The following is a 15482-nucleotide window of genomic DNA, read 5'->3' as shown; positions in this document are numbered from 1 at the left end:
CCAATGCCCCAAATCCCCCACATCGTCCAGCGCATCATCGAACTGCTCAAACGCTACCCCGGCATCATCGCGCTCGGTGGTTTCCTCTCCGGCATCGGCAGTTTCATCCTGGTCGACCGTCAGGCTGGCCTGGCCAGCTGGGTAGCTGTGCTCATGCTGGTCAGCTGGCTCTGGCTGATGCTGGAAAACACCCTCACCGGCCTGTTCGCGCGCACCTTCAACCGCGAAATACCGCAGCCATTGCTGCGCTACGCGACGCAGATGATCCACCAGGAATCACTGTTCTTCGTACTGCCGTTTTTCTTCATCACCACCACCTGGAACAGCGGCCAACTGGTGTTCACCGGCCTGCTCGGCGCCGCCGGGCTGATTTCGATCATCGACCCGCTGTACTACAAGTGGCTGGCACCGCGGCGCTGGCTGTTCCTGGCGCTGCATACCCTGACCCTGTTCGCCGCCCTGCTGACCGCGCTGCCGATCATCCTGCACCTGACCACAGCGCAAAGCTTCAAGCTGGCCCTGATTGCAGCCATGGCCCTGTCGTTCCCCAGCCTGGCCAGCAGCTTCCCGATCAACAACTGGCGCCGCGCCGTGGCCCTGGTGCTGGTCACCCTGTCGGTCGGCGGCGGGGGCTGGCTGCTGCGTTCCTGGGTGCCGCCAGCGACCCTGTGGATGACCGAAGTGGCGGTCAGCACCGAAGTGCTGAACCGCCAGCCGGGCGATTCGCTGGACGAAATTGCTGCCAGCCGCATCCGTAGCAGCGGCCTGTACGCCTACACCGCGATCAACGCGCCACGCGGCCTGAACGAGCGGATCTACCATGTGTGGCAAAAGGACGGCCAGGAAGTCGACCGCATTGCCTTGGACATCCACGGCGGGCGCAAGGAAGGCTACCGGGCCTGGACCCACAAGCAGAACTTCCCGCCGAACCCGGTGGGCAAGTGGCAGGTGAGGGTACTGACCGAAGATGGGCAGGTCATCGGCGTGCTGCGCTTCAAGGTGGTCGACGAAGCGCCCGCGGGGTGAGTGAAAGGGGCCGCTTTGCGGCCCCCAAGGTCCGTGAAGACAGCACATAATCACCAAACAGCCCATGCCCGCTGCGCTATGATCAGGCCCTAAGCCTTAGCGCCGAGTCAGTAGCATGGAGCCGATGACCACCCCCAGCGCCACCCTGGACACCAGTAGCCAACCGGCCTGCCTGCGCATTACCGGTGACTGGACCCTGGCGCACTACGCCAGCCTCAAGCGTGAGAGCGAGCGCCTGCGCGCGCAATACGCTGCCGATACCGTCGCCGACCTCAGCCAACTGGGCCGCCTGGATACCGCCGGTGCCTCGCTGCTGGCCGAACTGCTCGGCTCCGAGCGCCTGTCGCGCTGCACCCACGGCCTGCCCGAAGCCAGCCGCGCTCTGCTCAAGAACGTCTACTGCTCGGTGCAGGACTACTGCATCCCGGTCAAGGAACCCGAGCGTAACGTGCTGCTGTTGCTGCTGGAACGCATCGGCTGCGCCGTCGGTACCCTGTGGCAAGACACCATGCAGGTGCTCGGCTTCGTTGGCCTGATCCTCCAAACCCTGCTGCGCCGCGCCCTGCAACCTCATCGCTGGCGCTTCACCCCGGTCGTGGCACACATCGAACAGACCGGCCTGGACGCCGCGCCCATCGTCGCCCTGCTGACCTTCCTGGTGGGCGCGGTGGTGGCCTTCCTCGGCGCCACGGTGCTGGCCGATTTCGGTGCGACCATCTTCACCGTCGACCTGGTGGCATTCTCGTTCCTGCGCGAGTTCGCCGTGCTGCTCACCGCTATCCTCATGGCCGGCCGCACCGCCAGCGCGTTCACCGCGCAGATCGGCTCGATGAAGGCCAACGAGGAAATCGATGCCATCCGCACCCTTGGCCTGAACCCCATGGAGATGCTGGTGGTACCGCGCGTACTGGCGCTGTTGATTTCGCTGCCCTTGCTGACCTTCATCGCGATGATCTGCGGCATCGTCGGCGGTGCGGTGGTGTGCGCGCTGTCACTGGACATCTCGCCAGCCATGTTCCTGTCGCTGCTGCAAAGCGACATCGGCGTGCAGCACTTCCTGGTCGGCCTGGCCAAGGCACCGTTCTTCGCCTTCCTGATCGCCGCCATCGGCTGCCTGGAAGGCTTCAAGGTCAGTGGTAGCGCCGAATCGGTGGGCGCACACACCACCTCGGCGGTGGTGCAGTCGATATTCGTGGTCATCGTGCTGGATGCGGTGGCCGCACTGTTCTTCATGGAGATGGGCTGGTGAGTGGCCAGGAACGCGTGATCGAGGCCCGCGGCATCTGCAACCGCTTCGGCCGCCAGAGCGTGCACGAAAACCTCGACCTCGACCTGTATCGCGGCGAGATCCTCGCCGTGGTCGGCGGCTCGGGCAGCGGCAAGTCGGTGCTGCTGCGCAGCATCGTCGGCCTGCGGCGGCCCGACGAAGGGCAGATCAAGGTGTTCGGCCAGGACCTGGCCGGCCTGCGCGAAGAGCAGCGCTCACTGGTCGAGCGGCGCTTCGGCGTGCTGTTCCAGAAGGGCGCGCTGTTCTCTTCGCTGACCGTCACCGAAAACGTGGCGTTGCCGCTGATCGAGCACGCCGGGCTGTCCCGCGCCGATGCCGAGCACCTGGCCGGAGTGAAGCTGGCCCTGGCCGGGCTGCCGATCTCGGCCGCTGACAAGTACCCGGCCTCGCTGTCGGGGGGCATGATCAAGCGCGCCGCGCTGGCCCGGGCCCTGGCACTGGACCCGGACATCCTATTCCTCGACGAACCCACCGCCGGCCTGGACCCGATCGGCGCCGCCGCCTTCGACCAGTTGATCCTGACCCTGCGCGATGCCCTGGGCCTGTCGGTGTTCCTCATCACCCACGACCTCGACACCCTGTACACCATTACCGACCGCATCGCCGTGCTGTCGCAGAAGAAGGTCCTGGTGGCCGGCCCACTGGCCGAGGTCGAGCAGACCAACGACGCCTGGATTCAAGAATACTTTCATGGCCCACGCGGGCGCGCAGCCGAGCAGGCCGCCACCCGTGCCGGGCAGGAGCGCTGAACAATGGAAACCCGAGCCCATCACGTTCTTATCGGCCTGGTCACCGTCCTGGTGGTGGCCGGCGCCATGCTGTTCGGCCTGTGGCTGGCCAAGTCGAGTGTCGACGACGCCTTCAAGGACTACGAAGTGGTATTCAACGAAGCCGTCTCCGGCCTGTCCCGTGGCAGCCCGGTGCAGTACAACGGCATCAAGGTAGGCGACGTGTCCACCCTGCGCCTGGACCCGAAAGACCCGCGCCGGGTACTGGCACGGGTGCGCCTGAGCGCTGACACCCCGGTGAAGGAAGACACCCAGGCCAAGCTGACCCTGGCCGGCGTGACCGGCAACTCGTTCATCCAGCTCAGCGGGGGCACCCCGCAAAGCCCCGAGTTGAAAGGCAAGGACGGCAAGCTGCCGGTGATCATCGCATCGCCCTCGCCAATCTCGCGCCTGCTCAATGACAGCAGCGATCTGGTGACCAACATCAACCTGCTGCTGCACAACGCCAACCAGATGTTTTCCGAGGACAACATCGGCCACCTCAGCAACACCCTGTCCAACCTCGACAAGACCACCGGCGCCTTCGCTGGCCAGCACGGCAGCATCACCCAGGCCATCGAGCAACTGGTGCAGGTGGGCAAGCAGGCCAGCGCCACCCTGGCCGAAACCCAGGCACTGATGCGCAATGCCAACGGCCTGCTGGGCAGCGAAGGCAAGCAGGCAATCGGCAGCGCCGAGCAGGCCATGCAGTCACTGGCCGAGAGCACCGCCACCATCAACCGCCTGCTCGAGGACAACCGCGAGGCCATCGGCGACGGTGCCCAGGGCCTGAACCAGCTGACCCCGGCGATTCGCGAGCTGCGCGAAACCCTCAACGCACTCAAAGGCATTTCCCGGCAACTGGAGGCCGACCCTAGCGGCTACCTGCTCGGCCGCGACAACAACAAGGAGTTCCAACCATGAAACCGTCACTGCGCCTGCTGGCCCTGGCGGCCGCACTGAGCCTGGCCAGTGCCTGCTCGATCCTGCCGCAGAGCGAGCCCGTCGACCTGTACCGTCTGCCGGTGGACCAGCCCGGCCGGACGGCGTCGGCGCTGGACTGGTCATTGCGCCTTAACAAGCCGCTGGCCAGCGAAGTGCTGGCCGGGCCACGGATTGCCGTGATTCCCCAGGGCGATGTGGTCAGCAGCTACAAAGGCGCGCGCTGGAGCGACGCAGTACCGGTGCTGCTGCGCAACCGCCTGCTCGACGGTTTCCAGCGTGACGGCCAGGTACAGCGCCTTAGCGCCGACGACAGCAACCTGCAGGCCGACTACGAGCTGGCTGGCGAGCTGCAGGCGTTCCAGGCCGAATACCGCGAGGGCGGGGCGGTAGAGGTAGTGATCCGCTATGACGCACGTCTGGTCCAGGGCCGCAGCCAACGCATTCTGGCCAGCAAACGCTTCGAAATCCGCCAGCCGCTGGCCGACAAGCAGGTATCAGCGGTGGTTGCCAGCTTCGGGAAGGCCTGCGACCAGCTGACCGGGCAGGTGGTCAGTTGGACCATTGCGCAAGCAGCCAGCGTTCCTGCTCACTGAAGCCCTGCCTGCTTTTGTAGGAGCGGCCTTGCGTCGCGATGGGCCGCAAAGCGGCCCCGACGATTTCTGCATTGACGCTAACATTCGGGGGCCGCTTCGCGCCCCGTCGCGACACAAGGCCGCTCCTACAAATGCCCGCGCATGCCAAGCAGATAAGTCAGGCGAAGAACCAGTAGCAGACGAAGATCGCTGCGATCACACCGGACAACTCCGCCAGCAATGCGCAACCGACGGCATGGCGCACGCGCTGGATACCCACCGCACCAAAGTAAACCGCCAGCACGTAGAAGGTGGTTTCGGTACTCCCCTGAATCGTCGCCGCCACCAGCGCCGGGAAGCTGTCCACACCGTGGGTCTGCATGGTCTCAATCAGCATCGCCCGGGCCGCGCTGCCGGAGAACGGCTTGACCAGCGCCGTGGGCAGGCCTTCGACGAATCGGGTGTCCAGGCCCAGCCAGGTCACCGCATGGCGAATACCGTCCAAAGCCAGCTCCAGGGCGCCTGAGGCCCGCAATACACCCACCGCCACCAGCATCGCCACCAGATAAGGCAACAGGCCCTTGGCCACATCGAAGCCTTCCTTGGCGCCTTCGACAAAGGCTTCATACACCTTCACCCGCTTCAAGGCGCCGATCACCAGGAACAGGATGATCACGCCAAACAACGTGAGGTTGCCCAGGATCGACGACAGGCTCGCCAGCGCGGCCGCCGAGAGGGTGCCGAGAAAGGCCATGAACCCGCCCAGCAGCAATGCACCGGGGATCAGGTAGGCGAGCACTACCGGGTCCCACAGGCGCAGGCGCTGCATCACCGCCACCGACAGCAGGCCGACCAGGGTCGAGACGCTGGTGGCCAGCAGGATGGGCAGGAACACCATGGTCGGGTCCGCCGCACCTTGCTGGGCCCGGTACATGAAGATGGTCACCGGCAGCAGCGTCAGCGACGAGGCGTTGAGCACCAGGAACAGGATCTGCGCGTTGCTCGCCGTGGTGCTGCTGGGGTTCAGCTCCTGTAGCGCGCGCATGGCCTTCAGGCCGATCGGCGTGGCGGCGTTGTCCAGGCCCAGGCCGTTGGCGGCGAAGTTCATGGTGATCAGGCCCAGGGCTGGGTGGCCGGGCGGAACTTCCGGCATCAGCCGGGCAAACAGCGGGCCGAGCACCTTGGCCAGCCACTCGACGATGCCAGCCTTCTCGGCGATCTTGAGAAAGCCCAGCCACAGGGTCAGCGTGCCGAACAGCAGCACCATCACCTCGACCGACAGCTTGGCCATGGCAAAGATGCTCTCGACCATCGCCGCGAAGATGCCGGCGTTGCCGCCTACCAGCCATTGGGCCAGGGCGGACACTGCCGCCACCAGGAAAAAGCCAAGCCAAAGGCCGTTGAGCATCCGTGTGTTCCCCCTGAAAAATGCCCGAATGATAGCGTATCGGGGCGTAAGGCTGGAGACCGCAGGCGAGGGCTGCGCCCTCGTATCGCGACACAAGGCCGCTCCCACAGAGGTCGGTGTACGCCGGCCATTGTGGGAGCGGCCTTGCGTCGCGAAAGGGCCGCAAAGCGGCCCCAAGATCTCACAGGCAACAAAAAGCCCCGACAGGTCGGGGCTTTTTGTTCAGCTCATCAGGCTCAGCGCTTGGCAGCTTCGCCAACCATGGCCGCTTCCTGTTTGCCGGCCATCAGCGAGGCGTAGTACTTCTCGCCCTTGGCGGCGTCGTACATACCCTCCCAGCGAGCGATGACCAGGGCTGCCAGAGCGTTACCCACAACGTTCAAGGCGGTACGGGCCATGTCCATGATGCGGTCGACACCGGCGATGAAGGCCAGGCCTTCCAGCGGGATGCCCACGCTGCCCAGGGTGGCCAGCAGCACCACGAAGGAAACACCCGGTACGCCAGCGATACCCTTGGAAGTGACCATCAGGGTCAGCACCAGCAGCAGCTGCTGGCTCCAGGACAGGTCGATACCGTACAGCTGGGCAATGAAGATGGCCGCGATGCTCTGGTACAGGGTCGAGCCGTCGAGGTTGAACGAGTAGCCGGTCGGTACCACGAACGAGCAGATCGACTTCGGTGCACCGTACTTCTCCATCTTCTCGATCACGCGCGGCAGCACGGTTTCCGAGCTGGAGGTGGAGTAGGCGAGGATCAGCTCATCTTTCATGATGCGCATGATCTTGATCACCGAGAAACCGAACAGGCGGGCAACCAGGCCCAGCACCATGAAGGCGAAGAAGGCGATGGCGAAGTACACCAGCAGCACCAGCTTGGCCAGCGGCAGCAGCGAGCTGAAACCGAAGTTGGCGACGGTCACGGCGATCAGGGCGAACACGCCGATAGGGGCGTAGTTCATGATCATGTGGGTGACCTTGAACATGGTCTCGGAAACCGCCTGGAAGGTACGCACCAGCGGGTCGCGCAGCTCTGCCTGCAGGCTCGACAGGCCCAGGCCGAACATCACCGAGAAGAAGATGATCGGCAGCATTTCGCCACGCATCAGCGCTGCGAAGATGTTCGACGGGATCAGGTTCAGCAGGGTTTCGATGAACGCGTGCTCATGCTGCACTTCGGCCGCGGTAGCCTGGTACTTGGAGATGTCCACGGTACCCAGGGTGCTCATGTCGATGCCGGCGCCCGGGTGGAACAGGTTGGCCAACACCAGGCCTACGACGATGGCGATGGTGGTCACCACTTCGAAGTAGATGATGGTCTTCAGGCCGATGCTGCCCAGTTTCTTCGCGTCGCCAACCCCGGCGATACCCACGATCAGCGACGAAATCACGATCGGGACGACGATCATCTTGATCAGGCGAATGAAGATGTCACCAGCGGGCTGGAGGACGTTGCTGATCCACCATGCCTTTTCTGCACTGAAATGATTCAGTAGCGCGCCGATTGCAACACCCAGGACCAGACCGATGACGATCTGCCAGGCGAGGCTCAGTTTTGCCTTCTTCATGTCTTTACCCTTTGTTCTAGTGGTCATGGGCACCCAACGGAAACGCGCGTAACAGAGCCGTTGGCAAGGTCACGAGCAGCAGATTCTTCCGTCCGGCACCTTCATGTAAGGACACCGCAGGCGAGCGACAGGGCGCTCGGGCCGGCGAAAAAGGCGGCAACTATTGCGATGGCAAAGGGGGAAATCTAATGCCGGAAGCGCATACCCCATGCCGTTTATGCATAACATTTCTGACCAAAACGGGAGGTTCGCAAGTGCTTGATTTACAACGTTCGGAATCCCGAACAAGACCAAACCGCCATATTTAGGCAGATTTGGCAGAGTAAAAAGGACAGGGGTGATGGCTTGTTCGACAATCCGAATGGCCGAAATGCCACTTGAACAAGCGCCAGGCTGATCGAAAAAAAATTGATGTACGGTCGAGACAAAATGTGTCTCGAAGAGGAAATCGCGCAGGGAAGAGACGTTTCCTACATGGCTCCTCGGAAGTCAGGTCTGGTCAGATGCCCCTATGGCACCGCCGACCTGAAACTTCCGATTCCGCCTTTCCTGACCCGGCCCATTGCTGGAGGCACTCCCTGTACCCCTAGGCCACTCCGATCCTGCAACAATCAGAACAGCCCGGCCCCTTGGTCATGTGCAGCCCCTCCTCGGGGCGGCGCATCATAGAAGGCTGAAATATAGAAAGGTTCAGCTTCTATTTCGTGACAGTGCATGACCTGTCCTCCGTACCGGGTGCAAATGCTCAGTACCAGTTCGGGTCACGCTTGAGCTGCTCCTGCAGCATCGCCTTCATGCCGTCGTCCGGCTTACCCAGCCAGCGGTACTGCGCGTGACGGGTGGGCGACTTGTCGCTCGGCAAACCTTCGGGTACCTCCACGAGCATCCCGTAGGCATCGTCCTTGTCCCAGCTGAACGCCACGATCAGGCGCTTGTAGGTGCAGTTGTCCTGGCGTTCGCACAATGGGCCGACCAGGTACTTGTCGCCGTCTTCGGTAACGGCAGACATCTGCTGCTGGGCACTGCCGGTCAGATTGACCACCCAATCAGGCAGACGTTCCTCGCCTTCAATCGTGCCCTGCCAGGTTTCCCGGTACTCCGGGTCCGAGCCGAGCAGCTGGTCGACCCGGACCTGGCCGTCATTGGCCGCCATCGCCGCCGCACTGCCGCCCAGTAACAGGGCGGCAGCCAGGGATGTCCAACGCTTCCTGCCCATCTTCAACCTCGTCCACGTCCAAAGAAGAAGGAGGCTACGAACAGCACCAGGAAGACAATGAACAGAATCTTCGCGATACCGGTGGCAGCGCCCGCGATACCACCGAAGCCCAGTACGGCGGCGACAATGGCGATGATGAGGAAAGTGATAGCCCAACTCAGCATGGTGGTTCTCCTTTCTTTTTTGAAATCGTTAAGGCCAGCGGTCAGAACACCCAGCGGTCCTGGGGTACGACCCTTTCCAGGGTGGCCGGTGACGCGGTGGCCTGGCCAGTTGGAAGCGGGTCGGCGGCCTTGACCAAGGTATTGGCACGGGTTGCCTGAATCTGCGTCAACAGGGCGGTCTGCGCCGCCACTTGCTCGGTCAGGCGCGCGGTCTGCCAGCTGTAATAGAAGAGGCCAGCGGCCAAGGTCAGCAACAGCGCCAGGCCGAGTGAAAGCACCTGGCTCAGGGGCAGTGCAGCGCTCTGCAAGCGGTTGACGGATTGGCGGGTCATGCCGGCTCCTCCTGCTGTAATTCTTGTTCAAACCTGAACAGGTAATTGCAGCCTGCATGCCAGCCTTACGAATCAAATAAACTTCATTTAAATCATATAGTTATGTGAATTCTGCAAAACCGGCAAGGACGTATCCTGCACGATGCCGCCCGGGCCGTCGTGCGAATTGCACGATCAGCCCTCGACCTTGGTCGCCACCTTGAGCAGGTCGGCATCCACCCCGCGCACGCCGATGATCTGCCGGGCGATTTCCACGGCAATGGTTTTCTGCTCGCTGCTGACCACCTCGCCCGAAAGCCGCACCAAACCCTCCTCGCTGGCCACTTTCAGGTTCAGGCCATCGAGGTTACGGCTGAAGCGGTAGCTGTTCTGGATCTTGTCGATGATCCAGCTGTCGCTCGGTTGCGGCCCAGTCGGCGTCCCCACCGGGGTTTCCCGGGCCTTGGCCATGGCGGCGCTATCGAGGCTGACCAGGTTGTTGACCAGGTGCACACCCTCGGTGGTACGCGCCACCACGCCGGCCAGCTCCTTGGCCTCGGCACTGTCGACCTTGCCACGCAGGGTCACCACACCTTCGCTGCTCTGTACATCTATAGGCGCCTTCTCGGTGGTGCGGCTCCATAACAGCCGCGCACGGATCACCGCGGCCAGAGTGGCATCCTCCAGGCGCTGGGCATAGGCACGCAGCGCCAGCGGGCGCTCCACCAGCTGGGCATTGACCCGCAGCTGGTTGTCGACTTGCTCGATGCCACGGGTAGCCAGCGCCACATGCTCGGCCAGCTGGCGTTCGACGTCGTTCTCCACCTCACCGGAAAGCCGCGCCTGCTTGCCGTCCACCTCGACCTGGATACGGAACGGGTCGAGCATGCGGTTCAGCGACAGGGCAGTTTGCAGGGCCCCCTCCAGGCGGGCGTCCTGCACCGGGCCGGCGAATGCCGGGGTGAACATCGGCAGCAGGGTGGTTGCCAACACGGCGGTGCGAATGGAAAAGGACATGGCAGTGCCTCCTTTTGTAGAGCAAAAGCTAAAAATCCTCGCAACCAATGTGCCACCGTGGACCTCTAAGGAAATCATCGGGATATCGCGGCCTTCCAGGCGTTGATTGGCCATTGGCTAGCATGCAAAGGACAGGTTCCTTCACAATGGACCATGCAACTTGCCCGATTTTTCCCACACTAAATGAAGATCTTTCCTAAAGGAGCGCAGCACATGGAGTCAGCCCAGGACAACCAAGGCCGCATTCTGCTGGTGGATGACGAGTCCGCGATCCTGCGCACCTTCCGCTACTGCCTGGAGGACGAGGGCTATAGCGTGGCGACGGCCAACAGCGCTGCTCAGGCCGAAGCCCTGCTGCAGCGCCAGGTATTCGACCTGTGCTTCCTCGATTTGCGCCTGGGCGAGGACAACGGCCTCGATGTGCTGGCGCAGATGCGTATCCAGGCCCCATGGATGCGGGTGGTGATCGTCACCGCACACTCGGCGATCGATACGGCGGTAGACGCGATCCAGGCAGGCGCCGCCGATTACCTGGTCAAACCGTGCAGCCCCGACCAGCTGCGCCTGGCTACCTCCAAGCAGTTGGAAGTGCGCCAGCTTTCCGCGCGCCTGGAGGCCCTGGAAGGTGAAGTACGCAAACCCAAGGACGGCCTCGACTCACACAGCCCGGCCATGATGGCGGTACTGGAAACCGCCCGCCAGGTCGCTACCACCGACGCCAACATCCTCATCCTTGGCGAGTCGGGCACAGGTAAAGGTGAGCTGGCCCGGGCCATCCACAGCTGGAGCAAGCGCGCGCGCAAATCCTGCGTGACCATCAACTGCCCGTCACTGAACGCCGAGCTGATGGAAAGCGAGTTGTTCGGCCACACCCGCGGCGCCTTCACCGGCGCCAGCGAAAGCACCCTGGGGCGAGTCAACCAGGCTGATGGGGGCACGCTGTTCCTCGACGAGATCGGCGATTTCCCACTGACCTTGCAGCCCAAACTGCTGCGCTTCATCCAGGACAAGGAATACGAGCGCGTCGGCGACCCGGTCACCCGTCGCGCCGATGTGCGGATTCTCGCCGCCACCAACCTCAACCTCGAAGAGATGGTGCGTGAAAGCCGCTTCCGCGAAGACCTGCTGTATCGCCTGAACGTCATCACCCTGCACCTGCCGCCCCTGCGCGAGCGCAGTGAAGACATCCTGACCTTGGCCGACCGCTTTCTCGCCCGCTTCGTCAAGGAATACTCCCGGCCTGCCCGCGGCTTCAGTGACGAAGCCCGTACGGCCCTGCTCAACTACCGCTGGCCCGGCAACATTCGCGAATTACGCAACGTGGTGGAGCGGGCCAGCATCATCTGCCCGCAGGAACGCGTGGAAATCAGCCACCTGGGCATGGGTGAGCAGCCCGCAGGCAATGCCCCGCGGGTTGGCGCCGCGCTGAGCCTGGATGAGCTGGAACGCGCCCACATCGGTGCGGTGCTGGCCGCAAGCGACACCCTGGACCAAGCCGCCAAGACCCTGGGGATCGATGCCTCCACCCTGTACCGCAAGCGCAAGCAGTACAACCTATGAGGTGGCCGCCCATGAAGCTGCGCACGCGGCTTTTCCTCAGCATTTCGGCGCTGGTCACCGTGGCCCTGCTCGGGCTGCTGCTGGGCCTGGTCAGCGTGCTGCAGATGGCCACGGTGCAACAGCGACTGGTGCGCGATACCACCCACGCCCTGGAAATCGGGCTGAAGTTGCGCCAGAACCTTGGCGAACAGTTGACCCTGATCCTCGATGACCAGACCGCCCCGGAAAACCTGCGGCTACTGCAGGACAACTTCCAGACCCTGCTCAACCAAGGGCTGGACCAAGGTGGCGAGCGCACCGGCTTCAGCAAGGCCAGCAGCAATTACCAGGCTTTTCTCCAGGCCTACCGCGACAGCCCGGCGCCTTCGCGCAGCATGGGGGTTGAACAACCACTGGGGGCCGCGTTCAACCAGGTCCGCACCGACCTGATCGATTCCCACAAGCAGGCCTTGGAGCACATCACCCGCAGCGAGGAGCACACCCGCGACCACGCCTTGCTGGTCAGCGGCGTACTTGGCCTGATGGGCTTGGTGGTGCTGGTGCTGGGCTTCATCACCGCGCACAACATTGCCCGGCGCTTCGGCCAGCCGATCGAAGCCTTGGCCATAGCGGCCGACCAACTCGGCAAGGGTAATTTCGACGTAACCCTGCCGGTCACCCAGGCCACCGAACTTAACCAGCTGACCCGCCGCTTCGGCCTGATGGCCGATGCCTTGCGCAAGCACCAGGCCACCAACGTCGATGAACTGCTGGCCGGCCAGCAACGCTTGCAGGCGGTACTGGACAGCATTGACGATGGCCTGCTGATCATCGACCGCCAAGGCCGGCTGGAGCACCTCAACCCGGTGGCGCAACGCCAGCTGGGCTGGACCGATAGCCGCGTGGGCAGCAGCCTGGCCGAAGCCCTGCAGCGCCCGGAGCTGGAGCAGCAGCTACGCCAGGTACTGCGCGGCGGCAACCTCGACCGCCAGCCGGACGACCTGAACATGGAGGTCGATGACGAAACGCGCCTGCTCGCCTACAGCCTGACTCCGGTCAGCCACCCGCAAGGGCCGATCCTTGGCGCGGTGATGGTGCTGCACGATGTAACCGAGCAGCGAGCCTTCGAACGCGTGCGCAGCGAATTCGTGCTGCGCGCTTCCCACGAGCTGCGCACCCCGGTGACCGGCATGCACATGGCCTTCGGTCTGTTGCGCGAGCGGCTCAAGTTTCCGCCCGAGGCGCGCGAACATGACCTGCTGGAAACCATCGGCGAGGAAATGCAGCGCCTGACCCAGTTGATCAACGATCTGCTCAACTTCAGCCGCTACCAGAGCGGGATGCAGAAGCTCGAGCTGGCTCCCTGCGCCATCGACGAATTGCTGGAGCGTGCACAACAGCGCTTTGCCGAGCCGGCGGTGAACAAGCAGATCGAGCTGATCACGGAGCTGGAGCCGCCGCTGCCGCGTATCCAGGCCGACGTCTCCCAACTCGACCGGGTGCTGGACAACCTGTTGCACAACGCCATCCGCCATACCGCCAGCGGCGGGCGTATCCGCTTGCATGCACGACGGCATGCGGAGCGGGTGATCATCAGTGTCGAGGACAACGGAGAGGGCATTGCCTATGGGCAACAGGGGCGCATCTTCGAGCCCTTCGTGCAGGTAGGGCGCAAGAAAGGCGGCGCGGGGCTGGGGCTGGCATTGTGCAAAGAAATCGTGCAGTTGCATGGCGGGCGCATGGGCGTGTTTTCCCGACCGGGGCAGGGGACCCAGTTCTACATGGCACTGCCGGTCTGACGGCCTGTGACGCGCCCCCTGTAGGAGCGGCCTTGTGTCGCGATAGGGCCGCAAAGCGGCCCCAGGATTTCAGCACCAGTGCACAAATTGCTGGGGCTGCTCCGCAGCCCTATCGCGACACAAGGCCGCTCCTACAGAGATCTCGCAGTCCAGCAGCAATCACTCAATGCTCAACCCGCCGCGGCAGCCGTCCGCGGGTCACCAGCTCGGCAAACTGCCGGGCATTCAGTGGCCGGGCAAACAGCCAGCCCTGGCCATAATTGACCCCTTCGCTGTTCAGCAGCACCGCCTGGTCTTCACACTCGATGCCTTCGGCAATCACCCGCAGGTGCAGGTCGTGGGCCATCCGGATGATATGCGGGGCAACACCGCTGCTGGCGGCGTCATGCCCAAGGGCATCGATAAAGGCCTTGTCGATCTTCAGGCAGTCCACCGGCAGGGTCTGCAGGTAGGCCAGGCTGCAATAACCCGTGCCAAAATCGTCGATCAGCACCTGATGCCCTACTGCACGTAACGCCTGCAGATTGTCGCGCGCCACTACCACATCGATCAGGCCGCGCTCGGTCACTTCGAAGGCAATCTGGCTGGCCGCCACCCGGTGCATTGCCAGCAAGCGCGCAGCTACCCGGCCAATGCGCGGCACCATCACATCGCAAGCTGCCAGGTTCACCGAAATGTACAAGTTGGGGTGCGAGCGCAGCAGTTGCCCTAACTGTTCCAGCACACGCTGCAGGACAAAGTCGGTGATCTGGCGAATCTGCCCGGTGTTTTCCGCCAGCGGGATGAACAGGTCCGGGCTGGTCAGGGTGCCGTCCGGGCGACGCCAGCGCACCAGGGCCTCGGCTCCGACACAGCGCCGGCTGTCGAGCTCGAAGATCGGCTGGTAGAGCACCTGCAGTTCGCCGCGGCGCAAGGCATTCTGCAATTCCGAGCTCATCGACCGCCGCTGCAGGATGAGTTGCAGCACCAGCCAGCCGATGCAGCAGGCCGCCAGCACACTGCCGGGGAACAGGAGCCAGAGCATGCCATTCATCCTCAACGGCAGGCTCGCCCGCGGGGCAATCAGCACCAGCTGGTAGTCCGGTGACTTGGTCGGCATGCGGTAGATCAGGCGGTCGCTGAGCTCGAGCAGCGACTTGTGGCTGGTCGACCAGGCCGAGGGTGGCGGCCATACCTGTGGTGGGCCCAGCACAGGGATGGCCCGGGTACCGTTGTCCAGCACCACCACAAGGCTGCCGCCAGGGGGCAGGTCGACCACATCGGTCAAGTGGCCACGAGAGGTGGATACCACGAACTTGCCCCGCCCCAGCATCAACGCGGCCAGGTTTTCGTTCGGCTCGGTCGTTGTGTTCAGCCAGTAGCTGTAGGTCGGCCCCTGGATGTCGGGGACCCGCAAGGGTTCGAACGCCCGCTCATCACCGCGGTTCGAACAGGCGATATCCCCATCCACGTATGCCGCTTCATAAATGAAGCGTGAACTCAGGCCTACCTGCTGCAATGCCGTCAGCATCGCCGGGCTGCAGCCGCGCAACGGCTGCGCCTGCAGCAGGTCGACCCCTTCGCGCAACTGGCCGAACACCTGCTCGAGGCGCTCGAGAAAGCGCTCGCCCTGGGCATTCATCTGTGCGCTCTCGCTTTGCTTCATCTGTTGCAGGGCAATGCCGATGCTGGCAGAGAGCAACAGTGCCGCGCTGGCCAGTGCTGCCAATGTGGCCAGCATCCAGGGACGGTAAAAAATTTGGCGCATCAAGGCGATGAAGGCTGACATCGAGGGCATCCAGTTGATAACTAAGGTATAGCAACTGAATCAGGAATCACCTCGCCGTTTGGCGTTTCGCTACAATTGCCGGGGCCTGTTGTAGGAG

General features: G+C 63.4%; 14 protein-coding genes. 7 read left to right on the top strand and 7 right to left on the bottom strand.

Going from position 1 to position 15482, the window contains the following annotated elements; all coding sequences use genetic code 11:
• Positions 1-3 precede the first annotated feature (3 nt).
• The 5 genes from CAG00_RS25220 (at position 4) to CAG00_RS25200 (ending at position 4619) form a co-directional block, all read left to right on the top strand.
• A complete protein-coding gene (locus CAG00_RS25220; RefSeq protein ID WP_025337240.1) occupies positions 4-1026 on the top strand; it encodes a DUF5924 family protein in 1023 nt (340 codons plus the stop codon).
• 115 nt (positions 1027-1141) lie between these two features.
• Positions 1142-2275, top strand: a complete 1134-nt coding sequence (locus CAG00_RS25215; RefSeq protein WP_085665608.1) for an ABC transporter permease — start codon at positions 1142-1144, stop codon at positions 2273-2275.
• A complete protein-coding gene (locus CAG00_RS25210; protein ID WP_015268492.1) occupies positions 2272-3063 on the top strand; it encodes an ABC transporter ATP-binding protein in 792 nt (263 codons plus the stop codon). Before CAG00_RS25215 ends, CAG00_RS25210 begins: the two co-directional genes overlap by 4 nt.
• Positions 3064-3066: 3 nt before the next feature.
• Entirely contained in the window at positions 3067-4005 is a 939-nt protein-coding gene (locus tag CAG00_RS25205; protein WP_046616914.1) for an MlaD family protein, read from the top strand.
• Positions 4002-4619, top strand: coding sequence for an ABC-type transport auxiliary lipoprotein family protein (locus CAG00_RS25200; protein ID WP_085665607.1), 618 nt, complete (start codon positions 4002-4004; stop codon positions 4617-4619). Before CAG00_RS25205 ends, CAG00_RS25200 begins: the two co-directional genes overlap by 4 nt.
• Positions 4620-4776: 157 nt before the next feature.
• Here CAG00_RS25200 and CAG00_RS25195 read toward each other — a convergent pair whose 3' ends face one another.
• The 6 genes from CAG00_RS25195 to CAG00_RS25170 form a co-directional block, all read right to left on the bottom strand.
• A complete protein-coding gene (locus CAG00_RS25195; protein ID WP_085619011.1) occupies positions 4777-6006 on the bottom strand; it encodes a nucleoside recognition domain-containing protein in 1230 nt (409 codons plus the stop codon).
• 236 nt (positions 6007-6242) lie between these two features.
• Complete coding sequence (gene gltP / locus CAG00_RS25190; RefSeq protein ID WP_025337235.1) at positions 6243-7571, bottom strand: glutamate/aspartate:proton symporter GltP; 1329 nt, start codon at positions 7569-7571, stop codon at positions 6243-6245.
• Positions 7572-8316: 745 nt separating this feature from the next.
• The gene (locus CAG00_RS25185; RefSeq protein ID WP_085665606.1) at positions 8317-8787 is read right to left on the bottom strand and encodes an inhibitor of vertebrate lysozyme family protein; all 471 of its coding nucleotides are present in this window, start codon (positions 8785-8787) and stop codon (positions 8317-8319) included.
• Positions 8788-8789: 2 nt separating this feature from the next.
• Entirely contained in the window at positions 8790-8951 is a 162-nt protein-coding gene (locus CAG00_RS25180; protein ID WP_003252966.1) for a DUF1328 domain-containing protein, read from the bottom strand.
• Positions 8952-8992: 41 nt separating this feature from the next.
• A complete protein-coding gene (locus CAG00_RS25175; protein WP_025337233.1) occupies positions 8993-9283 on the bottom strand; it encodes a hypothetical protein in 291 nt (96 codons plus the stop codon).
• A 174-nt stretch (positions 9284-9457) separates the two neighbouring features.
• Positions 9458-10279: a BON domain-containing protein gene (locus CAG00_RS25170; RefSeq protein ID WP_025337232.1), complete on the bottom strand. Its 822-nt coding sequence runs from the start codon at positions 10277-10279 to the stop codon at positions 9458-9460.
• 213 nt (positions 10280-10492) lie between these two features.
• Between CAG00_RS25170 and algB the strand changes: the two genes are divergently transcribed.
• Complete coding sequence (gene algB / locus CAG00_RS25165; protein ID WP_085665605.1) at positions 10493-11839, top strand: sigma-54-dependent response regulator transcription factor AlgB; 1347 nt, start codon at positions 10493-10495, stop codon at positions 11837-11839.
• Positions 11836-13617 carry a KinB sensor domain-containing domain gene (locus CAG00_RS25160; RefSeq protein WP_075046864.1) on the top strand — a complete coding sequence of 594 codons (1782 nt, stop codon included), beginning with the start codon at positions 11836-11838 and terminating at the stop codon, positions 13615-13617. Before algB ends, CAG00_RS25160 begins: the two co-directional genes overlap by 4 nt.
• A 163-nt stretch (positions 13618-13780) precedes the next feature.
• On the opposite strand, the gene CAG00_RS25150 is transcribed toward CAG00_RS25160, so the two are convergent.
• On the bottom strand, positions 13781-15385 hold the full coding sequence (locus CAG00_RS25150) for an EAL domain-containing protein (RefSeq protein ID WP_025337229.1): 1605 nt from the start codon (positions 15383-15385) through the stop codon (positions 13781-13783).
• Positions 15386-15482 lie beyond the last annotated feature (97 nt).

The sequence above is a fragment of the Pseudomonas sp. B5(2017) genome, assembly GCF_002112825.1.
Classification (GTDB): domain Bacteria; phylum Pseudomonadota; class Gammaproteobacteria; order Pseudomonadales; family Pseudomonadaceae; genus Aquipseudomonas; species Aquipseudomonas putida_Z.
The sequence above is the reverse complement of the archived record's forward strand: the minus strand, read 5'-3'. Positions and strand labels throughout refer to the sequence as shown.